Origin of the sequence: Mycobacterium pseudokansasii, from assembly GCF_900566075.1 — a bacterium.
GTDB classification, from domain to species: Bacteria; Actinomycetota; Actinomycetes; order Mycobacteriales; family Mycobacteriaceae; genus Mycobacterium; species Mycobacterium pseudokansasii.
In genome coordinates, this window is sequence record NZ_UPHU01000001.1 from 877239 (window position 1) to 898016 (window position 20778).

Annotated in this window: 16 protein-coding genes and 4 pseudogenes; 11 read left to right on the forward strand and 9 right to left on the reverse strand. The window is 65.3% G+C overall.

Translation table 11 applies throughout. The features are described from left to right. Positions 1 to 136: 136 nt before the first annotated feature. Together EET10_RS04070 and EET10_RS04075 are read left to right on the forward strand one after the other, a co-directional pair. Positions 137 to 592, forward strand: a complete 456-nt coding sequence (locus tag EET10_RS04070) for a DUF5994 family protein (protein WP_051490205.1) — start codon at positions 137 to 139, stop codon at positions 590 to 592. Between the two features lie 225 nt (positions 593 to 817). Further along, positions 818 to 2212 (forward strand): cytochrome P450, encoded by a 1395-nt coding sequence (locus EET10_RS04075; protein ID WP_122501913.1) that lies wholly within the window; start codon positions 818 to 820, stop codon positions 2210 to 2212. Positions 2213 to 2314: 102 nt separating this feature from the next. Here EET10_RS04075 and EET10_RS04080 read toward each other — a convergent pair. Together EET10_RS04080 and EET10_RS04085 are read right to left on the reverse strand one after the other, a co-directional pair. Next, a pseudogene (locus EET10_RS04080) lies at positions 2315 to 3676 on the reverse strand (HNH endonuclease signature motif containing protein). A gap of 296 nt (positions 3677 to 3972) precedes the next feature. Then, positions 3973 to 5136 (reverse strand): annotated as a pseudogene (locus EET10_RS04085) (FAD-binding domain). A gap of 253 nt (positions 5137 to 5389) precedes the next feature. On the opposite strand from EET10_RS04085, the gene EET10_RS04090 reads away from it, so the two are divergent. The 4 genes and pseudogenes from EET10_RS04090 to EET10_RS04105 form a co-directional block, all read left to right on the forward strand. After that, complete coding sequence (locus EET10_RS04090; protein ID WP_036398547.1) at positions 5390 to 6271, forward strand: haloalkane dehalogenase; 882 nt, start codon at positions 5390 to 5392, stop codon at positions 6269 to 6271. 42 nt (positions 6272 to 6313) lie between these two features. Beyond that, on the forward strand, positions 6314 to 7384 hold the full coding sequence (gene galT / locus EET10_RS04095; RefSeq protein ID WP_122502740.1) for a galactose-1-phosphate uridylyltransferase: 1071 nt from the start codon (positions 6314 to 6316) through the stop codon (positions 7382 to 7384). Next, the gene (locus tag EET10_RS04100) at positions 7381 to 8463 is read left to right on the forward strand and encodes a galactokinase (protein ID WP_036398545.1); all 1083 of its coding nucleotides are present in this window, start codon (positions 7381 to 7383) and stop codon (positions 8461 to 8463) included. The genes galT and EET10_RS04100 overlap by 4 nt, the downstream gene beginning before the upstream one ends. 48 nt (positions 8464 to 8511) lie before the next feature. Continuing rightward, positions 8512 to 8928: pseudogene (locus tag EET10_RS04105) on the forward strand (ArsR/SmtB family transcription factor); the annotation flags it as partial. Between the two features lie 190 nt (positions 8929 to 9118). On the opposite strand, the gene EET10_RS04110 reads toward EET10_RS04105, so the two are convergent. Together EET10_RS04110 and EET10_RS30480 are read right to left on the reverse strand one after the other, a co-directional pair. After that, the gene (locus EET10_RS04110) at positions 9119 to 10915 is read right to left on the reverse strand and encodes an IS1634 family transposase (RefSeq protein ID WP_425461682.1); all 1797 of its coding nucleotides are present in this window, start codon (positions 10913 to 10915) and stop codon (positions 9119 to 9121) included. A 103-nt stretch (positions 10916 to 11018) separates the two neighbouring features. Beyond that, positions 11019 to 11228 carry a hypothetical protein gene (locus EET10_RS30480; protein ID WP_425461703.1) on the reverse strand — a complete coding sequence of 70 codons (210 nt, stop codon included), beginning with the start codon at positions 11226 to 11228 and terminating at the stop codon, positions 11019 to 11021. A gap of 408 nt (positions 11229 to 11636) precedes the next feature. Between EET10_RS30480 and EET10_RS04120 the strand changes: the two genes are divergently transcribed. Then, on the forward strand, positions 11637 to 11879 hold the full coding sequence (locus EET10_RS04120; RefSeq protein ID WP_136624710.1) for a hypothetical protein: 243 nt from the start codon (positions 11637 to 11639) through the stop codon (positions 11877 to 11879). Between the two features lie 1123 nt (positions 11880 to 13002). On the opposite strand, the gene EET10_RS04130 is transcribed toward EET10_RS04120, so the two are convergent. From EET10_RS04130 to EET10_RS29460, 3 genes are all read right to left on the reverse strand, one after another. Continuing rightward, positions 13003 to 13719: a YoaK family protein gene (locus EET10_RS04130; protein WP_122501915.1), complete on the reverse strand. Its 717-nt coding sequence runs from the start codon at positions 13717 to 13719 to the stop codon at positions 13003 to 13005. A 292-nt stretch (positions 13720 to 14011) separates the two neighbouring features. Continuing rightward, a complete protein-coding gene (locus EET10_RS32590) occupies positions 14012 to 14290 on the reverse strand; it encodes a hypothetical protein (protein WP_484200464.1) in 279 nt (92 codons plus the stop codon). A 57-nt stretch (positions 14291 to 14347) separates the two neighbouring features. Then, positions 14348 to 14512 carry a hypothetical protein gene (locus tag EET10_RS29460; RefSeq protein ID WP_167480126.1) on the reverse strand — a complete coding sequence of 55 codons (165 nt, stop codon included), beginning with the start codon at positions 14510 to 14512 and terminating at the stop codon, positions 14348 to 14350. Between the two features lie 156 nt (positions 14513 to 14668). On the opposite strand from EET10_RS29460, the pseudogene EET10_RS31555 reads away from it, so the two are divergent. The 3 genes and pseudogenes from EET10_RS31555 to EET10_RS31560 all read left to right on the forward strand — a co-directional run. Then, a pseudogene (locus tag EET10_RS31555) lies at positions 14669 to 14911 on the forward strand (P-type ATPase actuator domain-containing protein); the annotation flags it as partial. Further along, entirely contained in the window at positions 14808 to 15059 is a 252-nt protein-coding gene (locus tag EET10_RS30490; RefSeq protein WP_244601836.1) for a hypothetical protein, read from the forward strand. The pseudogene EET10_RS31555 and the gene EET10_RS30490, both read left to right, overlap by 104 nt. 597 nt (positions 15060 to 15656) lie before the next feature. Next, positions 15657 to 17591: a serine/threonine-protein kinase gene (locus EET10_RS31560; RefSeq protein WP_081260756.1), complete on the forward strand. Its 1935-nt coding sequence runs from the start codon at positions 15657 to 15659 to the stop codon at positions 17589 to 17591. Between the two features lie 545 nt (positions 17592 to 18136). Here EET10_RS31560 and istB read toward each other — a convergent pair. Next, entirely contained in the window at positions 18137 to 18952 is an 816-nt protein-coding gene (gene istB / locus EET10_RS04150; RefSeq protein WP_051490151.1) for an IS21-like element helper ATPase IstB, read from the reverse strand. Continuing rightward, the gene (gene istA, locus EET10_RS04155) at positions 18949 to 20208 is read right to left on the reverse strand and encodes an IS21 family transposase (RefSeq protein WP_036398116.1); all 1260 of its coding nucleotides are present in this window, start codon (positions 20206 to 20208) and stop codon (positions 18949 to 18951) included. Before istA ends, istB begins: the two co-directional genes overlap by 4 nt. 237 nt (positions 20209 to 20445) lie before the next feature. Between istA and EET10_RS04160 the strand changes: the two genes are divergently transcribed. Continuing rightward, complete coding sequence (locus EET10_RS04160; protein WP_244601833.1) at positions 20446 to 20661, forward strand: hypothetical protein; 216 nt, start codon at positions 20446 to 20448, stop codon at positions 20659 to 20661. Positions 20662 to 20778 lie beyond the last annotated feature (117 nt).

Consider the following 20778-nt stretch of genomic DNA (forward strand, 5'->3'; position numbering starts at 1 on the left):
TACCCGCCGGGCCGGAGTTCGCCGCGCACCCTCGTGTCACCGCCCGAACTGCGCGCGCGGTTCGGTTGGAAACTGCGTCCGTTCCGTGAACGCAGCAGTACACGGACGACGCCTGGCCAGCCCGGTTCGGCTTACCTTGGCGACGAACCTGGGCGCACCACTGGACGGGGGATGGTGGCCGCACAAGGCTTCGATAGCTGGGGAGCTTCCCGAGCTGATTGATGCGCTGTCGACGCGGCTGGGCGAGATTGCCGCAATCAGCATCAACTGGTCGTCGGTGGCGGGTTCACCAGACCTGGACTTGATGAACTGCATGAGGATGGCGAACCCCGGCGGAATCATCGGCCACCAACGGCTGATGAGGGTCACGGGCGTTGAAGAATCGGCGAATCTCCTAGTGGTACCGTGCCGAACTTCTCCTGCCCTCGCCATTATGGTGTTGCGTCAGGCCGCGACCCTGCCGATCATGCCCATCGAACGCAGCACTCAAGCGTTTCGGACCAGCGAAAACGTTGTGCGCGCCGCTCGCGCTGAAAAGTTCTTGCGTAATCGTCGGTTCCACGACGCCGGATCGGCACAGACAGGGAATTGAGCTTCATTCGTGACTGATTGAAACATTTCATAGCGCGAAGCCCTATGGCATCGATGCGGTTGTGCGCGTTCGCCGAGTCCGCCCGGGCAGTGGATCCGACGACGACAGCGGACGTTTCCAGGGAGTGCCAGGAACCGGAAGCGCGGCCAACGCGCACCCAGGCGGAACGCCGTCAATGTGCCGGCGCGCTGCTGGCCGGGCCGGTACCGACCTAGACTTGTACCGATGGGCGATTCCAGGTCACTGCCGCGCGGACCTCGGCTGCCCCGATGGGTACAGGCGTTGATGATGCTGACCCGCGGGTCGCATTTCGTGGCCGCATGTCACTGCCGCTACGGTGCCGCTTTCACCTTGCGGGTCGTCGGGGTGGGGAAGATCGTCTATCTGGCTGACCCCGCCGATATCAAGGCCGTGTTCGGCGGTGACCCGAGCGTCTTTCACGCCGGCGAAGCGAATTCGATTTTGCGAGGGCTGCTCGGCGACAGCTCCCTGTTGGTGATCGACGACGACCTGCACCGGGATCGTCGCCGCATGATGCTGCCGCCATTCCACCGCGATGCCGTCGCACAGCAGGCCGCGCTGATGGCCGAGATCGCCGCGGCGAACATTGCCACCTGGCCTGTGGGACGCGACTTCGCGGTGGCGCCCAAGATGTCCCAGATCACCCTCGAGGTGATCCTGCGAACAGTGGTCGGTGCCAGCGACCCGGTCCGGTTGGCTGCGCTGCGCGACGTCATGCCCCGGCTGCTTCGCGTACGTCCGTGGGAGTCGCCGGCATTGGTCAAGCCGGAGTTGCTGCGTCATCGTGGGTGGCGCGGGCTACGCCGGCGCATCGCGGAAGCCGACCGACTGCTCTACGCCGAAATCGCTGATCGCCGTGTCGATCCCGATCTCACGACACGCACCGACGCCTTGGCCATGTTGGTCCGCGGCGCACACCACGACACAGATTCGCTGACCGACGGTGAGCTTCGCGACCAGTTGATGACGTTGCTGGTGGCAGGCCACGACACCACCGCGACCGCGTTGTCCTGGGCGCTGGAGCGGCTGACCCGCCACCCGGCCGTCCTCGCCAAGGCTGTACGAGCCGCCGATGCCAGCGCGGTGGGTGACCCGGCCGGCGACGAGTATCTGGATGCGGTGGCAAAGGAAACGCTGCGGATCCGCTCGGTGGTGTTCGACGTGGGCCGGATCCTGACGAAACCGGCGGATCTGGCCGGTTATCGACTGCCCGCGGGAACCATGGTTGCTCCGGGGATCGGTCTGGTGCATGGCAGCGCCACGCTGTACCCCGAACCGGACCGGTTCGATCCGGATCGCATGCTCGGCGCGACTTTGAGTCCGGCCACGTGGTTCCCCTTCGGCGGCGGCAACCGGCGCTGCCTCGGCGCGACCTTCGCCCTGGTCGAGATGCGGGTGGTCCTGCGGGAGATCTTGCGGCGGGCCGTGTTGACGACCACCACCGAGCCCGGCGAACGGCAGAAGCTCAAGCACGTCGTCGTGGTGCCGCATCGCGGCGCGCGCATCCGCGTCCGGGCGATCAATGACCTGCCGCCGGTACGGGGTGCCGCGGCCCTGCCCGCGACTCACGGTGCCAGCGGCGTGCGCGGCGCGACCTGAAGCCCGCGGTGGCGCCGATCCGCTGAGGGCGGTTGGCCGGCCTGTTTGCGGTTTGCGTCTGCCGCGGTACGGCGTTGCGCTGCAATGTCATTGCGGTGCCGGCTATGGGGGTTCGTCGTCGTCGTCTCCGTGGCGGAGCAGTTTTTCGGGGTGATGCATGGTGTTGGTGCGGGGTTGGCCGCGGTCTTGGTGGGGTGGGGGGAGCCATTCGGTGTCGCCGTGGGTGTTTTTGCGGGTGGTCCAGCCGTTGTCGAGGAGTTTGTGGTGGGGTCCGCAGGCGAAGGTGAGTTGGTTGATGTCGGTGGTGGGCGATTGGGCGTAGGGGATCACGTGGTGGACTTCACCGTAGTAGCCTTTGACGTCGCAGCCTGGGGCGGTGCAGCCACGTTCCTTGGCGTACAACATGATTCACTGCCCCGGGGAAGCCAGCCGCTTGGTGTGATACAGCGCCAACGCTTTGCCTTGGTCGAAAACCGCCAAATAGTGGTGGGCATGGCGAGCCAGGCGGATCACATCCGACATCGGCACGATGGTGCCCCCGCCGGTCAGTGCGGCGCCGGCGGCCGACTCCAAATCCTTGAGCGTGGTGGACACGATGATCGAGGCGGGCAGCCCATTGTGTTGGCCCAGGTTTCCGGAGGCCAGCAGGGTGCGCAGCCCGGCAAGCAGCCCGTCATGGTGGCGCTGCGCGCCCGAGCGGGTGTCGGCGTCGATGGCGTCTTGGCTGGGGGTGCCCTCGACACATGGGCTTTCAGATTCGGGGTTGCACATGCCCGGGGCGGCCAGTTTGGCCAGCACCGCTTCCAGGGTGGCGCGTAGTTCGGGGGTGATCAGTCCCCGCAGCTCCGACATGCCGTCGGCGTGTTGGCTGCCCAACGTCAGAGCGCGCCGCCGCGCCCGATCCTGATCGGTGTAGGTGCCGTCGGGGTTGAGGCAGTCGGCGAGGGTGGCGGCCAGCTCGGCGAGTTGTTCGGGGCGAAACTGGCTGGCTTGGCGGGCCAGTTGGGCTTCGGCGCGCTCGCGGGTGGGCTGGTCGACCCAGCCGGGCAGCTGCCGGCAAAACCGGCGGATCACGGTGATGTGTTCGGCGCCGATCTTGGCGTCGCGTTGGGCGGCGGCGGTGGCGGCCAGCGCCGGGGCGATCGGTTCACCGGTGAGCCCGCGCCGTGGCCCCAGATCGGCGGCGGCGTTGATGCGCCGGGTGGCCTCGGCGCGGCTGGTCAGTGTCCACTCGGCGATCGCATGCGACAGTTTGCCGCCCAGCTCTTCGGCGCTGGCTTGGCGGGCCAGGTGGTTGATCAGCTGGTGCTCGGGTACGGGTAGGCGCCGGCGCACTTTTTCGCAGCGCTCCAGCAACGCCAACCACTCCAACGTGGTCAACGCGTCAAAGTCCAGACCCACCACCACATCCAGCGCGGCATCCAACCCGTCGAAGGCCGCCGTGATCGCTTCGCGCTCCGCCATGACACCCAACCTATCGGCGGCCTCTGACACAAACCCGGGCAGAAAGTGACTGCCGAACAACCGATTTCACATGTTCACCCACAGCGAACAACGCACTGGATTCGCCGGTGCCCACCGCAAACCAACGCAGCGGTCCGACAACCGATCTCATCACCCCGACGCCAACGTGAGCCACCCCGCCACACCGGTCACCCATCGACCAACAGTGAGTGTGCCCACCCATCTGACTGAAGTGACTCAAGTGACCAGGATTACTCGAGCACGACAACCAGCCGGGGACTACACCAGCAGTGGCACTAGATGCCATAGTCAGGCAATTCGAAGTCGTCGTGCACGCTACCGGCCAACAGCGCGGCAAGCGGTCCGAAGTTCATCGCGCGCATCGCCACGTTGCGAAACCACAGCCCGAGCTGGGTCCGGGTGGCGAAGAACCCGATGTATCTCGCCGCGGGGGCTTGCTTCTTCGCGATGACCGGGCGCAGCCGCTGCTCGTAGGCGCCGAAGGCGCGGTGGTGGTCGCCGCTAGCCCGCGCCAGTTCCCCGGCCAGTACATAAGCCCCGGCGATGCCCAGGCCGGTACCCTCGCCGCCGAGCAGCGAGATGCACCCGGCCGCATCGCCGATGAGCAGAACCCGATCGCGTGACCAACCTTCCATTCGGATCTGACTCACAACGTCGAAGTAGAGGTCGTCGACATCGTCGAGGGTGGCCAGGATCTCAGGACATTCCCAGCCGGCCCCGCCGAACGCGTTGTGCAGCTGGCCTTTTGGCGCCTCATCGACGCCGCAGCGCGGGGCGCGAAGGATGCAGACGAACATCGTGCGGTGGCCGTGCAGCGCGAACCGCCCCACCTGCCGGCCGGAAGTGTTGTAGGTGACGTAGCTCAGGTCGTCGCGTGGCCGGTAGCCCTCCACGACCCAGGCTGCGACCTTACAGCCGAGGTAGTGCTCGTAGGAGCGCTCCGGGCCGAAGACCAACCGACGCACGTTTGAGTGCAGCCCGTCGGCGCCTACGACCAAGGTCGAAATCCCTTGGAGCGCAATTGCTGAACGTCAGCCTGACAGTCGTCACGCTGATCGACCTTGGTGATGCTATCGCCGAACATGGTTTCGACTTTGCCGTTGACGGTGGCGTAGATCGCGGCGGCCAAATCGCCGCGGGGCAGGCTGGTGAGGTCCGGGCCGACCATCCGTCGAAAGACGTCGATGCGAACCTCGGCTTGGATCTGGCCGCCGGAGCCGACCGAACGCAGCCGCTCAACCTGGTACCCGGCGGTTGGGAGTGCTTTCGATGCCCATCCGCTTGGCCACTTGGTAGCCCACGCCCCAGAAGTCGATCAGGTAGCCGCCGGTGCGGAATTGCGGCGCCTGCTCGATCACCGTAGGGGTGTGGCAAGTGCGCTGCAGCCAGTGTGCGAGCGCGACTCCCGCGACTCCAGCACCGCTGATCGCTACTTGCATAATGCAATTGTGCCCTATGGCAAAATTCGGTTCAAGGCCGCGCCTACCGACGCTAATCGGATCCAACGCTTCCGGATCGGGATTCGCGCCGCGCTGGCAAGGTGCCGCAGGCTGCCGCTGACGACCTGCTGAGCTGCCCGCAGCCTTGCGGTCTCGACTCCTTGGGCCTGAAGCCCCCTTGCCGCCGCCCGGCTAAGATCGCCGTCAGCAAGCAACCTGCCGGTTCTTTTGATGAAGTGCGCCAGGAGACCCCTTGACTGCGATCGATCCCACCCCGCTCAGCAAACGGTACCTCGTCGTCGACGGCAAGCGGATGTCGTACCACGAGACCGGGCAGGGCCGACCGGTCGTATTCCTTCATGGCAACCCGACGTCGTCGTACTTGTGGCGCAACGTCATTCCGCACGTTGTCGATCGCGGTCGCTGCCTCGTGCCCGATCTCATCGGCCACGGCGACTCGGACAAGCTCGACGACACCGGTCCGTGCAGTTACCGCTTCGCCCAGCACCGCCACTACCTCGACGGACTTCTTGATCAGCTCGACCTCGGCGACGATGTCGTCTTGGTCGTCCATGACTGGGGTTCCGCCCTCGGCTTCGACTGGGCCAACCGCCACCGTGACCGCGTCAGCGGCATCGCTTTCATGGAAGCGATCGTCCGGCCGCTCACCTGGGCTGAGTGGCCTGAGGCCGTGACCGGAATCTTTCAGGGGTTTCGCTCCGATGCGGGAGAACAGATGGTCATCGAGAAGAACCTATTTGTCGAGGCGGTCCTGCCCGGCGCGATTCTGCGCAGCCTCACACCCGCGGAGCATGACGAATACCGACGCCCGTTCACTGAGCCAGAACACCGCCGGCCGACCCTCACCTGGCCACGCGAGATCCCGATCGAAGGCGAGCCCGCCGACGTTCACCAGATCGTTGCCGGCTACGCCCAGTGGCTGCCCGCAGCTGACTTTCCGAAGCTTTTCGTCAACGCCGACCCCGGAGCCATTCTCACGGGGGCGCAGCGCGAGTTCTGCCGCAGCTGGGCCAATCTCACCGAGGTGACGGTGCGTGGCAGTCACTTCATTCAGGAGGACAGCCCGCACGAGATTGGGCAAGCGATAGCCGATTGGCTCGCCACACTGGACTGAGTGAGCGCGGCCTCGGCCCATCGGTCGGTTAATGTTCGAAACGTGACGGCGCCGACGCGGGCGAAGCTGGCCGATGGCCGTGACATCTTGTTCTTCGCGTTGCCCGGTCACCGTTCGCAACAAGTTCCCGATCGTCGGCCGCTGCCGCCGCGAGACAAGCAACATTCGGAGTTGCGGTTCGACCGGTCTACCGGTCAGTGGGTGATCATCGCGGCGTTGCGTCAAGACCGCACCTACAAGCCGCCGCCCGATCAGTGCCCGCTGTGTCCGGGTCCGACGGGGTTGACCAGCGAGGTGCCCGCGCGCGACTACGACGTCGTCGTCTTCGAGAACCGGTTCCCGAGCCTGTCCGGCGCCGGCGGACTCCCACCGGTCGGCGACGGGTTCGCCTCGGCGCCGGGCCACGGTCGCTGTGAGGTGATCTGCTTCTCGGCCAACCACACCGGTTCGTTCGCCGGCCTGGAAGCGCCGCACGCCCGCCTCGTCGTCGAGGCGTGGCGGCATCGTACCGCCGAGCTGTTGAGTCAGCCGGGCATCGAGCAGGTGTTCTGCTTCGAGAATCGCGGCGAGGAGATCGGTGTGACGCTGACCCATCCGCATGGTCAGATCTACGGCTACCCTTATCTGACCCCGCGGACGGCGACCATGCTGCATCAGGCACGCGAGCATCGAATGCGGCACGGCAGCAACCTGTTCCAAGATCTGCTGGCCCATGAGGTGGCCGACGGTAGTCGTGTCATCGCTCGCAACGAGCTGTTCACCGCGTTCGTGCCGTTCGCCGCGCGCTGGCCCGTCGAGGTGCACATCTACCCGAACCGGTTCGTGCCCAACCTGATCGAACTCGACGCCGACGAGCTGGACGGGTTCGCGCAGCTCTATCTGGACGTGCTGCGCCGCTTCGACCGCATGTATTCCGTACCGCTCCCCTATATTTCAGCGCTGCACCAATACACCGATGCGCAGCCGGAGGGCTACTTTCATGTCGAGTTGATGTCGATCCGCCGCAGCGCTACCGCGTTGAAATACCTAGCCGGCTCCGAGTCGGCGATGGATGCGTTCATCAGCGACGTGACGCCGGAAAGCGTGGCCGAGCGGTTGCGAGACCTGGCATGACCATCCGCTACGCCGCACCGGGGCGAATCAACCTGATCGGCGAGCACACCGATTACAACCTCGGCTGGGCGCTGCCCATCGCGCTGCCGCAGCGCACGGTGGCGACGTTTGCACCCGACGGCAGCGGCGCGATCACGGTGCGCAGCGACCGCGTGGATGCCGCGGAGCGCATACCGCTGGACACCGCCCCCGGTGGGGTGACCGGCTGGGCCGGCTATGTGGCCGGGGTGATGTGGGCGCTGCGCGGCGCCGGCCATCCGGTACCCGGGGGAGAGATGTCGATCGCCAGCGACGTCGAGATCGGGTCTGGGCTCTCGTCCTCGGCGGCGCTGGAATGCGCTGTCCTGGGCGCGATCACAACCGCGGCCGGCGTCCGCATCGACCGGATCGAGCAGGCCCGGCTCGCCCAGCACGGCGAAAACGACTACGTCGGCGCACCAACGGGTTTACTCGACCAATTGGCCGCGCTGTTCGGGGAGCCGTCGACGGCGCTGCTGATCGACTTCCGCGACCTCGCCATCCGGCCGGTGCCCTTCGACCCCGACGCTGCCGGGATCACATTGTTGCTGATCGACTCCCGGGCCCGGCATCGTCACGCCGCCGGCGAATACGCGCAGCGCCGCGCGTCATGTGAGCGGGCAGCCGCGGCTCTACAGGTCTCGTCATTGCGCGACATCGGTGACGTCTCGTCGCTGGCCGCGATCGGCGACCGGCTCGACGCCCGGCGTGCCCGACATGTGCTCACCGAGAACCAGCGCGTGCTGGATTTCGTTGCCGCGTTGACGGTTTCGGATTTCGCCGAGGCGGGCCGCCTGCTCACCGCCTCGCATGCGTCCATGCGCGACGACTTCGAGATCACCACCGAACACCTCGATTTGATCGCCGACACCGCGGTGCGCAGTGGTGCGCTGGGTGCCCGGATGACCGGCGGCGGTTTCGGTGGCTGCGTGATCGCCCTGGTGCCGCATGGCCGGGTGGAGGGCGTGGGGCAGGCGGTGCGACGGACGGTGCGCGACGCCGGCTACCAACAGCCGCTGGTCAGCCGGACCCATGCTGCTGCGGGCGCGGGTCCGGGTTGAGGCCCTGCGAGCAGTTAGCAGCGGCCAACGTATTGGCGTGTGCTCGACTTGTTGGAAGTCGCGGCAGAGCCGACTCGGCGTCGGCTACTTCAACTGTTGGCACCTGGTGAACGCACCGTTACCCAGCTCGCGTCGGGGTTTCCGGCTACCCTGTCGGCGATCTCGAAACATCTCGCGATCCTCGCCGAGGTGGGGGTTGGTTACGTGCCGGAAGCAGGAGCGTGAACGCTATTACCGGCTCGATGAGCGGGGGTTGCGGCGGTTGCGTTCGCTTTTCGAGTCGTTTTGGAGCCAGGAGCTCGACCGCCTCGTCGTCGATGCCAACGACTACCCGTTACCGCAAGGGGAGTTCGCGATGCGGTACGAATCGCGATGCCATACGAAAAGGTACTCGTGCCGTTGGATCCCGACGAGGCCTTCGCGCTGATCACTCGGCTAGACCGGCGCCGCTGGATGACCGTGGCGCCACCCGCCTGACCACCGCCGAAAGGCCCGATCAAACGCACCGAAAAAGCTGCGCAGGCCAGGAGATACCCTCAGCGCGACAGCGATGCGCCGGTATCCCAGGTCGTTAGCCCGAAGTTAAGGCTATTGAACTGGCTGAATTCCTGGGTTGACCTGGGTATTGGCTGGTTTGGGTGGGTGGTGGTTCTGGCTACGCGGTGATGGTGACTGGGATCGGGGCGTCGATGAGGTCGAAGGCGCGGCGCTGGGTGGGGGTGGCCTCGGTGAGTTTGTCGATTTCGATGTTGGTGTGGTGGTAGCGGATCCGGTCGCGGGTGAGGGTGGCCAGGTGATTGAGCAGGTCGCGGAAGTTTCGTACTGGGTTGCCGGCCGCGTCGTGTTTGGTGGAGGCTTTGGCGTGTGCGGCTGGGGAACGCTGCGCGGGGGCGACGGGGTTGTCCCGATGCGGTGGTGTTTCGTCGGTGAATGTCAGTGGCGCCCAGGCCTTGCGCAGGTGCCAGATGAGGTAGCAGGCCAGCATGCAGATCAGCACGTGGGCTTTGACGCGGTCCTCGAGGCGGTGGTGGATGGGGCGTAGGTCGAGGTCGTCGGTCTTGATGATGCGAAAGTCGCGTTCGATGTTGGCGAGGTTTTTGTAACCCTGCACCACGGCGGCGGGGTCGAGGACCTTGGTGTTGACGCTGGTGCGCAGCACGTAGATGCCGTCGAGGGCAGCTTGGGCGTCGATGGCGGCCTGGTCGCGGTGGTAGGTGAATTCGGTGTCGGTGATCGTGAGGTGGAAGAGCTTGCCCACCTTGAATTTTCCGCTGACCTTGCCGACTGCGATGCCGATCTTGTCGGCGCCGGACAGGGTGGCTTTGGTGACGCGTTGGGCGATGTGGGCCAGTTGTTTCTCGGTGGCAGCCAGCAGGTCGTGGCGTTTGCGGGCACGTTCGGCGGCCAGGGTGGGGTTGCGGCAGGCGATCAGCCGTTCGCCGGGGTAGTCGGGGTGGGTGATCTCGGCGAGGTCTTGGGTATCGAACAGGCTCATCTGCAGCGGCCCGTCGTCGCGGGCGAGTTTGGCGATCGCGGGTGCACGTAGCGCGGTGATCCAATCGAAGGCGGTTGGGGTGTCGGGGTTGTCGTTGAGTTCGCGCAGCGCGTCGATGCGGGCGGTGGTGATCATGCCGCGATCGCCGACCAGCACCAGCTGTTGGATGGCGAGCTTGTCTTTGATCACCTGCACGATCTGGGTGAACGCGGTCGGGTCGGCGGTGGCACCGGAAAACACGCGCACCGCGACCGGGCGGCCCTCAGGGTCGGTGAGCACCCCGTATTCGATCTGCTGGCAGCCCTTCTTGCCGTCGCGGGAGTAGCCGCGCGCGGCCAGCTGGCAGCATCGGCCGGTCACCCACGAGGAAGTCAGGTCAAACAACGCCATCCGGCCCGGGTTCACCGACTCGTTTAAATGCTTTGCCGCCAGCTTCTTTTCGATCTTGTCCTGCCGGTCGGCCAGCCAGTCCATCCCGGCGTAGATCTCGTCGGTGGAGGCCTCGGCCACCCCGAAATCCACGCCGAGGGTGGTGTTGGGCCACCACGACAGGGTGGACAGCTTCGAGGTGGGCCGCACCACCCGCGAGATGATCAAGGCGAGCACGATATCGCGGGCTCGGCACGGCGGGCCCAGCAGTGCGGCCAGCTCGAGCTTGCGCGCCATCGCGGCCACCGCCGCCACGTCCCCATGCGGCAGCGACCGGGACTTGCTGAACTCCGAGCCGGCCGGCACCAGCGTGTGGCCCTTCAGCGTCGCCTCGATCGCATCGACGGCCTGCGGCGGCAGCATCGACAGGTTGGCCACGGTCTGGTTGCGCACCTTGGCCCCGTCCCGGTAGGTGCGGCGCAACAGCACAGACTCATAGACGCGCTCGTGGCCGTGCTTATCCACGTGAGTCTTCTTAACTCTGACTACGTGAGCTTTGCCAGTATTGCGTGGCACACCAAGAATCATAGCCTGATTCCGTTGAAATGATAGCAACGACACGCATCTATTCGTGACTACATATGAGCACACAACAGCACCCATAATGTCAGTTCAAACCACTAATCCCCAGTCAAAACCGTCGCAACTTCGGGTTAGCCTTGCGGGCCAGTGCGATGCCGATCACCTCGGTCGAATCGGCCCGACGGGGCTGCAACGCGGCCGGCAGCAGGATCTGGGTGACTTTGCAGCCGCGGCAGCGCACCCGCCGCGGCTGCACGTCGATCGGGTCCGTGCCCAAGCCGCGGATGCGTCGGCGCCTGCCGTGTCCCCACCGCTGCAGGGTGTCGCCGCATCCGCGGCGGGGTCAGCGCATGGTCCCGTCGGCCAGGTCCTGCTCGGCTGCCTCGGCGGCGCGCACGATGATCATCGAGCGATACGAGTGACATCAGCCATCAGCGTGGTCTATCACGTCCTCGTCGAGCAAGGGGCCAATTCGTGTTGGGAGTGCCCGGTTCGGAATCGGCTCTGCGCCAGCTGATCTCCCCTGCCGGCAACCGTCACCATGAACACCGACCAGGGATCTGGTATCCGCCCGTTCCCGGGCTGCCCCTGGTCGTGGTCATCATGCCGCCGCGCACGACCGCACTTCTCATCCTCACCCACAGACGCTGTGGTCCCCATACCGGGTGCCGTTCAACACAGGTCCTTAGATAGCCAGGGCCGCTCGCCATCTACCGTGCGCCGCAGGTTGCGTCGCGCCCGCGATCCCGCTCATCTGAACCGGCTCTGGCAACACGGAGCCCAACAGCTGATCCGGCTCAACGCAGACGCGTTCAACGCGCTTGCCAGCACCGGCAACCGGCTGCGCGATACCCTGACCATTCTGGCCGCCGCGGCCTGGTGGGCACGCTGCCGGCTGGGCATCACCGAGCCCGTATGGACACTCATCGGGCTCTACACCGGCGGGCGCCTCCTCGCGACGCCCGGCTGAGCCCCTCCAAAGGCCCGACCCGACGGCCGGGGCCTGGGATGTCGCATGCCCGGCTCCGACCGGCACGATGAACACCAACGCCGACCCCACGCCGTCACCGTGAACAACAACACCTCAGCATGAACACCAACTACGGCTGTTCGTCCTCACCGAAAGTGCCGCTCTCATCCCCATTTTGAGCGCTCGGCAACAGACCTGCAGCCGTGGCAGCGCGATCCGCTCAATCACCGCCGAGAACTCAGTCCACCACCGCTGAGGGTCTACTCTATGAACCGCGGCGACCGCGGCATATCCAGAAGTCTGCACAAACTCCGAACAATGCCGCGACCACCGCTCCGGACGACCAGCGCAGCCACGCCACAACACGCCAATCCCGAACTACAGCTGCGGTATTAGCGTGCTAATGGCCGCCGCCATGGCCGCCGCCATGACCGCCGCCATGACCGCCGCCATGACCGCCGCCGTGGCAGTAGGGGTTATACCAGGGGCAGCTGGAAGCTGACAGGGAACCTGGTTGGGCGCTGACGTCAGCGGCCGCCCCCAAACCTGCCACGCTTAGGCCAGCGGTCAAGATGGCAATCGCTGCGGCGAAGCGCCCAGCTTGTATCATACTGTGTTTTTGCCTCATACCCCCAGGTAGTACCCAACGACACCAGTATCTAAACCTGAATCCAACCGATGGGCTGATGGTGTCGAGCCGCGACCATTTTCGACGTTGATTTTTGGTGGTAGGCCGACCGACATGTCATTTGCCACGAGGATGGGACCACCGGTTGGCCACCAAACCATGGACCACCGTGTTTGGGTCGGGCGATCGAGCGGCCAAGCACCGGCCGCACTGCCCACCCGAGGCCGCCCACACCTTCTGCAGCACCTCGACGAGCATCACGAAAAGTGCCCGCGAACAACCCTCGGTGCATCAAGTAGGAATGCCCGCGAAACGGTGATCTACGCCAGGCATGGGTAGTGGGCTGTCGATGTCATCACGTGCCCGCCTATCGGGGCAAGCCGCAGACGGTGCGCCGATGAAGGGGGCGACCTGACTCGTGTCAATTTTGACCGACGCGCGCGTCGGCGGCGGTGACGACCGGAGTAAGAGCCAGGCCCATGGCGCGCCGAGACGTCAAAATTTTTGTTGTGCAGGCTCGATCGCGGCGGTCATCGGAGTGGCATGGCCCCTGCGCCGTCGGTGCAGCATAATGGCTGTGGCCAGAGCCAGGCAGGCGACGGCAGGTGGTAGCAGCGCGTGGTCGCCGATTCGGTTGCCCAGCAGCACACCCGCCGCCGCGCCAGCGACGAACAGCACCACGGTCGTGGACAGCACGGTGGTTTTCCACTTGTCCACGCCGTGGCGCGAGCTGCGGCCCACCAGCAGCGCGAGGTCGGTGATGGTGCCGGTGAAGTGCGTGGTGCGAATCGGCATCCCAGAAAAGTTGGAGCTCATCCCATTTTGCAGCCCGCAAGCGCTGGCGGCGAGGGCCGCTCTGGCGATCGGGTGCTCGACGCCAGCTGCGGCGACTAGCAGCGTGGCCTCAGCCAGCAAGACCGCGGCATGACGCGGGCCGGTCACGGTGCGCGCAGCAGCCAGCACCGCACCCGCGGCGGCGGCTCCGACAAAAAATGCGGCCACGATCGCCGCGATCATGCGGCCCTGATAAAGAAGCGGATATGTGCTGTGCATACCCGCCTTAGTCGTCAAGGCGGTGAGATTCCCTACCGGAAACGCCCACACCAGCAGAGCCACCGAATTGACAAACCCGGCGATGCCAGCGAGCGCCCCGGTGAAAGCCAGCAGCAATACCGCTGGGTCCCCGGTGCTGGAATCGGGCGAAGTGGCCATCGTCTCTTCCTGTCTAGTGATCGGCCGGGGCTTATCAGCGATCACCTGGTCTCAGTGAAGTACTGGCACCCATTAGCCATGGGCATGCGATCGAACCCCTCGCCCGCATCAAACGGCGAGGCGATGGGTTTAGCGTATACCTCCATAGGGTATATCACGCATGAGCGTGTGCCTGTTCGACGCTTCGATACGCCGCTGCTGGGTAGTGGTCATGACGTGCTGCACATCGCCGCGCCGCGGGGTGGATCACGAGTCGGCACACACGGCCTCCAGTCCAGCGGTTGTCTGGCCTTCAGCGCTGCCGCGGTGAGGCGTATGAGCCCGACAGCATCGGTCGGTTACGGTGCCGACCCGTGGCTGTGGTGGCGGCGGTGGTGTGGTTAGTCGGCAGGCTTCTGATCATTGGCGCGCATAGCACGCTGGACAGTTCGCAGATCGGGTGAGCCGAGGACGAGCCGCTGTCCACGTGCGGGTGATCAACGTTGAGGGCGAACTCACCACCCAATGACGCCGGCAGCACATGGACAGCATGCGGCGCCCCGCACTGGTCTCGACCGCGAAAGGGCGCCAATCAGGCTCAGCTCGCGCACGGCGGGTGCTGGAAACCTGGGGTTACAGCCCGTTGTTGTCACGGCTTGCCTTGCCTGTCATCGAAGCCCGACCCCCGGTCGACCAGGCTGACTTCTCGGGACGTTTGATGACGCTGCTGGCCGAGGCCATTGGTGTCGACGATGTCTACACGCATGGCATGATAGCGCCGATGGTCGCCATCGGCCTGGTTCGTTGCAGGCATTGGAGTGTCTTCGTTATATCAAGGTGGGAGTTCGATCACGAACCAGCTGTCGCGGATCTCCTTGGCGGAGCGTCCATTGCAGACGTTCGAGCGCAGCCGGGCACACAGTCCCGGTGTCCCTACAACTGGCGGTAACCCGCGGGCGGCGTCGTCGAGAGCTCTTCGGCAGTGGACGCGTCGATGCTCACCGGAGAATCCATGCCGGTGGAGATCCGGCATGACGACCGAGGGATCGACGCAACGGTAATCGTCGACGGCCGAAACGAGCGCGCGAATCCTGACCAAGCAGTCCGAGATGCTGCAATCGACGCCGCGCATGGACACGATCCTGCGCAGCAAGACCGGTTCCATCACCACCGGCGTGTTGAGACTGTTCGACGTCGTTACCGCCGATGGTGAACAGCCCGATGAGTTGCTGCGACTGCGGGTGCACTCGAGGATGCCTCAGAGCGCCCCATCGGGAAAGCGATCGCCAAGGGGGCTCGCCGATAAGGTCGGCGAGCTTCCCGCGGTCGAGGGCCCCACCCCACGCAGGGACTCGATCTAGAGGGCATCATCGACGGTCGCGCCATGGCCGTCGTTCCGGAGCCTCTGCTCGCCGGCTGGTCACAGCGCCTCCCGAAGACCTCACCGCGGCGTGGATCGGCTGGTCAACCAGCGAAGGCTGATGCACGGCTGGGTCGCCGGCCCCGCAGAGGTCGAGGCCGAGCACACGTGCACGTCGTGCCAGCGACCACACCCGCCGCCAGTGGCCCGGTATCGGTTCGTCGGTCAGGTTCATCGTTGTAATCGACGCGTGTGTTGAAGTCAAAGAAGTTGGGCGCCAACATGTGCAGCGCAGCGGAGCGTCCCGGCTTACCCGCACGGACGACGGCCTGATTGATGTGCATATCGTCGAAACCCGTCGACGGCTGACGCGGTCCAGGATCGTGGCCACACTGGCCTGGCACGTCGGCAGCCAGCGCTTTTACCACCAGCTGCAGATACCGGAATCACCTTGTCCGCCGCTGACGCCGCGGCGGCGATCGCCCATGACGGAGTGGTGGATGACCGGTACGACGACCAGGCCAGCCTCATCCTCGCGACACCGGATTCTGCCGGTGTTTCGCCCGCTTCCCGGCGCATAGGACCTATGATTTTGCCCATGCCGTTGGCGGTTGGTGAGGTGTTCGCGGGATACACCATTTTGCGGGTGCTCGGTGCGGGCGCGATGGGCACGGTATATTTGGCCCAACATCCGCGCTTGCCGCGCCGCGACGCCCTGAAGGTGCTCGCGGCTTCCCTCACCGCTGAACCGGAGTACCGGGCCAGGTTCGTGCGCGAATCGGACATTGCAGCCAGCCTGTCGCATCCAAACATTCTCGGCATCCATGACCGCGGCGAGTGCGACGGCCAAATTTGGATCGCGATGGATTTTGTCGATGGCACTGATGCAGCCAGGTTGCTGCGCGAGCGCTATCCCGGCGGGATGCCAGTAGGCCTGGCGGTGCAGATCATTACCGCGATGGCGTCGGCCCTGGATTACGCGCACCAGCGCGGTCTGCTGCATCGTGATGTCAAACCGGCGAACATCTTGATCGCCGACCCTGGGTCGGAGGCGCAACGGGTGTTTTTGGCCGACTTCGGCATCGCACGGCATTTCGATGACACCGCGGGTCTCACCGCCACCAATGTGGCCATGGGTACGGTTGCCTATGCCGCGCCCGAACAGCTGATGGGCCAGCCGGTCGACGGGCGCGCCGATCAGTATGCATTGGCCTGCACAGCTTTTCACCTGCTTACCGGGACGCAGCCCTACGACTATCCCAGCGCTGCGGTCGTCATCACCAAACACGTGATGGCCCCGCCGCCTGCGATCGGCGAATACCGCCCCGAGCTGGCAGCGCTTGAGCCGGTGTTCGTCAGAGCGATGGCCAAGAATCCGGCCGAGCGGTTCACCCGTTGCCACGACTTCGCTGCGCAGCTGCAACGCGGGTTGGATTGGGTCGCCGGCAACCCCGCCCGCCAACCCGCACCAAAACCGACCTACGTGGCCAACACCCAAGAGACACAAGTTGCGTTCAACGGATACGCGCCCGTCCGGCCGCCATTACCGCCACCGCCATCACCATCACCACCCACCGGTAAGCGACAGGGGCGACGCCCCCGCCTCGTGGTTGCCGTCGTCGCGGCCATCGCGTTGCTAATCGGAGGGGGCATCTTTGCGGTCATCAAGCTCTCCACACACCAGAGTCCAAACGCTTCCGCACCTCCGAACAGCGCGGCGCCGACCGCAGCGGGTCCCTTCACCGGCACCTACCGGGGCGACTATGGCCCTGCCATCGGGATCGACGGTGGGCCTGTTGAAGGTTCGAGGCCATCGACGACCACGTGGGGCGTGCGTTCGGTGTGCCGCCCCACTGGGTGCGTGGCGACGGCGTCACGCGTTGGCGGCGAAACCACGATGCTGTCGACGATGGTGTTCGACGACGTCGGCGGACGCTGGCTGGCTGTAGGCACCGGCACCGACACGTGCCTCGATGTTCCCGGTGAATTCTGGGTGGTGATGACCCTGCAACAACGTCCCGACAGCACCCTGGCTGGCGAAATCAGTAAAACCAGCGCCAATGGCTGCGGCATGAAAAGTCCCGTGACCTTCACACGCACCGGGGACGTCGACATCAACAGCGTTTCCGACCCTGCGGGCCAGCCGCCACGGGTGGTGTCTCCAGCCGAAGCGCTGCGCGGCCGCTACCACGACACGATCAACTGGGCGGAAGAGCCCAAACAGGAGTACGACTGGGTGGTCTCCACTCACTGTCTGCGCATGGGGGATCGGTGCATGAGCTACTTCCATGCACCGCCTAATAGCTCCAAGCCGCTGGTATTTGGCGGCAGAACCTGGGTGTTGTCCAGCGAGGACCACGTGAAGTGCCGAAACGGCGGCACGTCGCATGTGGAAAATACCGCGGAGTTTGCCCCGCCTCAACCACCGCAGGATCCGATCATTCGGCTCACCGGGCACGGTCACCACCAACAGTCTGGGTCATGCACCCACATCACAGAATTCGAGGAAACATTCGAGCGCACGGGCGATTGAGGTTAGTTCGTGGCCGGTCGGGGCGCTCGGCGATGCTCCACCTCGCCGAGCGCATTAAGCGGTGAGGAGTCGGCTGGGATTGACGCGTGGTTGCGCGTGCCGAATTACCTTGCGACGGCACTGTTTGTCCAATTTTCCTATCCCGGCCTGGGTGCCCAATCGCTGCGCTCCGGAAACCCCGGGGTTTCTTGAAGGCGGTCAGGTTGGGTTATTCGTTCTGCGCGCATTCGGTGCGGTGTCGGACAATCCAGCACGCCGCCCGACAGGGCACGCCCTCGCAGCCCGGTATCGTGGCCGATGATCGTGTTATGCACCCCAACGGGCTGGACCTGACCGCCGATCGTGGATTGCCGTGGTGGCCAGCACGCGTTGGACGACGTCCTCCTTGTGAGGGGGTCAGGTAGATCTGCGTGGTGGTCAGTTGTACGTGCCCAAGGCGACTTTGGCACAGTCTCGGCGGCGTTTTGAAGATCGAACGCTGTGTTTGTCAACGGCGGCCGAAAATTGACCCCTTTTCGACGGTTGAAAATTGACCCCCTTGGTGTTCATTCTTCGGTGGTCGATCCCGGGACGCGCCCGAGGTCGCGGTCTTTGATGCGGTAGGAGTCGCCTTTGAGGGCGATGACTTCGGCGTGGTGGACGAGGCGGTCGATCATGGCCGCGGCTACGACGTCGTCGCCGAACACTTCGCCCCAGCGGCCGAACGGTTTGTTGGAGGTGACGATCAGGCTGGCCCGCTCGTAGCGCGATGACACCAACTGAAAGAACAGGTTGGCGGCTTCGGGTTCGAAGGGGATGTAGCCGACTTCGTCAATGACGAGCAGTGGGTAGCGTCCCAGCCGGAGGAGTTCGGGTTGAAGCCGCCCGCCGTGGTGGGCTTCGGCTAGCCGGGCGACCCATTCGGAGGCGGTGGCGAACAACACCCGGTGGCCGGCCTGACAGGCCCGGATCGCGATTCCGATCGCCAAGTGGGTCTTGCCGGTGCCCGGCGGCCCCAGGAAGACCACGTTGTCACGGGCGGTGACGAAGTCCAGGGTGCCCAGGTGCGCGATCAGGTCACGTTTGAGGCCGCGGGCATGGTCGAAGTCGAACTCCTCCAACGACTTCCGCGATGGGAACCGGGCCGCGCGGATGCGGCCCTCACCGCCATGGGACTCGCGAGCCGAAACCTCGCGCTGCAGACAGGCCACCAGGAATTCCTCATGAGTCCAGGATTCGGTGCGGGCCCGCTCGGCCAATCGGGCGACTGCTTCGCGCATCGTGGGTGCTTTCAGGGCGCGGGTCAAAAAGCTGATCTCGGCACTCAGGTCCCGGTGGTTCGAGGACGCCACGGTCGTGCGCGTGGTTTTGGTGGTGGTCATGACACCAGCCCGCCTTCGCCGAGATCGATGCCCAGGGCGGTGTCGTAGTCGGCCAGCGCCCGCTGTTCCACGCTGATCTGATCCGCAGGTTCACGCACCGGACGCAGCGCGCCGATGCGGTTGCAGCGCAGCATGTTCGCCGCCGCGCGGTGTTCGGGGTCGGTGATGGTTTGATGCCACGCCCACACCCGCTCGTGATCGGCGACCAGCTTGCCTTCGCAGAACACCCGTACCCGGTCCAGATCAGCCAGGACCTCGATGCGCCGCCCGATCACGCCCGGGTGCACGGAGTAGTCGTTGGAGTCCAACCGCACGTAGTGATCGCGCGCCAGCCGTGTGGTGGCGCGCCAACCGGTCGCCGGCGCCACCGGCGGCAGCGCCAGCATGGCCTGACGGTCCGCGCCGATGCGCTCGGTCGGGGCGCAGCCCAGTACCCGGCGGGTCCGCCGATTCACCGTCTGCAGCCACTGCTGGAGTTGGTGGTTGAAATCGCCGGGACCGCTGAAGGTTCGGCCCGGCAGAAACGAGCGCTCCAAGTAGTCATGGGCGCGTTCGATGATGCCCTTGTGCTCGGGTTCTCGAGGTTTGAGGACCACCACCTTCGCACCCAGAACCCCGCGGAACGCCTGACACTGGCCGGTGAGCTCGACCCGGCCTGAGCGCCAGCGTCCGATCGCGCCCTCCCCGTCCCAGACCAGGGTGCGCGGCACCGCCCCCAGCGCGTGGATCAACTGCCACCACCCGGCGAACAGATCCTCAGCGCACCGCGACGGAACCAAGATCGCGGCCAGCCACCGCGAATACCCGCACACCATCGTCAGCACCGGAAGCTGCATCGGGGTACGGACCTGCCCATAGCCGACTGGGACCGTGGTCGGTGGGAACCAGAAGTCGCACTGGGCGATCTCGCCGGCCTCATACGTCGTACGCCCCGCCGGGTCCGGCGGCAAAAACGCCGGCCGCAACTCCCGCACGCGCTCCTTGAACACCGTCATCCCCCGCGTCCAGCCGACCCGCTCGGCGATCACCGTCGCTGGCATCGTCGGCACCGCCTTGAGCTGGGCACGGATCGCGTCTTCGAATGCATCCACCGCAGAGCCCGCCGGTTTGCGCTCATACTTCGGCGGGCCCTCAGCGGCCAACGCCGAGCGCACCGTATTGCGCGAGATGTTCAACGTCCTGGCGATCGTCTTGATCGGCAACCCTTCCGCTCGATGCAACCTGCGGATCTCAGCCCAGTCCTCCACAGCTAACAACTCCCTTCTCCTCTCGGCTCGTAAGCCGAGACTCAGACGAAGGGGGTCAAAATTCGGGCGTCGACACGGGGTCAGTTTTCAGGCGTCGCCGACAGCGTTGGCCGGCCCAAGCCGCGTGGTGGCGGGCCTGCTAGGAGTGCCGTGTGCTCGAGGGACTTTCCCAATCGCCGGCATGGTAGTGCGGTAGCGTCAAGAATCCTGATCTGTCGATGCCGAGGGACTGCTCGCAGTATGAAAATGTGGATACAAATTCGAGACCGCGACGACGATGCCGAGTTCCCGGACGGCACCTCCTACGAAGTGCTCACCGGCGGTGTACTAAAGGTCCTCAGCGGCAACGATATTCATCTCTACAGTCCGTCATACTGGCAGGAGGTCACGATTGACACCCGGCCGGCGGATCAGCACGGCAACCAACGCGACGAGCTGGACGACGATCTGAGATGGCAATGATGCCGTGACTGAGCCAGCAGAACCGGCGTGCCGAGGGACTTTCGGCCACCGGAGCTAGTGGCCTACTGCCCTCCCGCAAGCGCGCCGGATGAGCGGACGATTGGACTCGTGCGAGGA

Excerpts from the sequence above, each read along its gene's own strand:
- EET10_RS04130 (WP_122501915.1), bottom strand. The coding sequence starts at position 13,719 with ATGGCCACTTCGCCCGATTCCAGCACCGGGGACCCAGCGGTATTGCTG.
- istB (WP_051490151.1), bottom strand. The coding sequence starts at position 18,952 with ATGACCACCACCAAAACCACGCGCACGACCGTGGCGTCCTCGAACCAC.
- EET10_RS04100 (WP_036398545.1), top strand. The coding sequence starts at position 7,381 with ATGACCATCCGCTACGCCGCACCGGGGCGAATCAACCTGATCGGCGAG.
- EET10_RS31560 (WP_081260756.1), top strand. The coding sequence starts at position 15,657 with ATGCCGTTGGCGGTTGGTGAGGTGTTCGCGGGATACACCATTTTGCGG.
- EET10_RS30490 (WP_244601836.1), top strand. The coding sequence starts at position 14,808 with ATGCTGCAATCGACGCCGCGCATGGACACGATCCTGCGCAGCAAGACC.
- EET10_RS04075 (WP_122501913.1), top strand. The coding sequence starts at position 818 with ATGGGCGATTCCAGGTCACTGCCGCGCGGACCTCGGCTGCCCCGATGG.
- EET10_RS29460 (WP_167480126.1), bottom strand. The coding sequence starts at position 14,512 with ATGCCTGCAACGAACCAGGCCGATGGCGACCATCGGCGCTATCATGCC.
- EET10_RS04110 (WP_425461682.1), bottom strand. The coding sequence starts at position 10,915 with ATGATTCTTGGTGTGCCACGCAATACTGGCAAAGCTCACGTAGTCAGA.
- EET10_RS04160 (WP_244601833.1), top strand. The coding sequence starts at position 20,446 with ATGTGGATACAAATTCGAGACCGCGACGACGATGCCGAGTTCCCGGAC.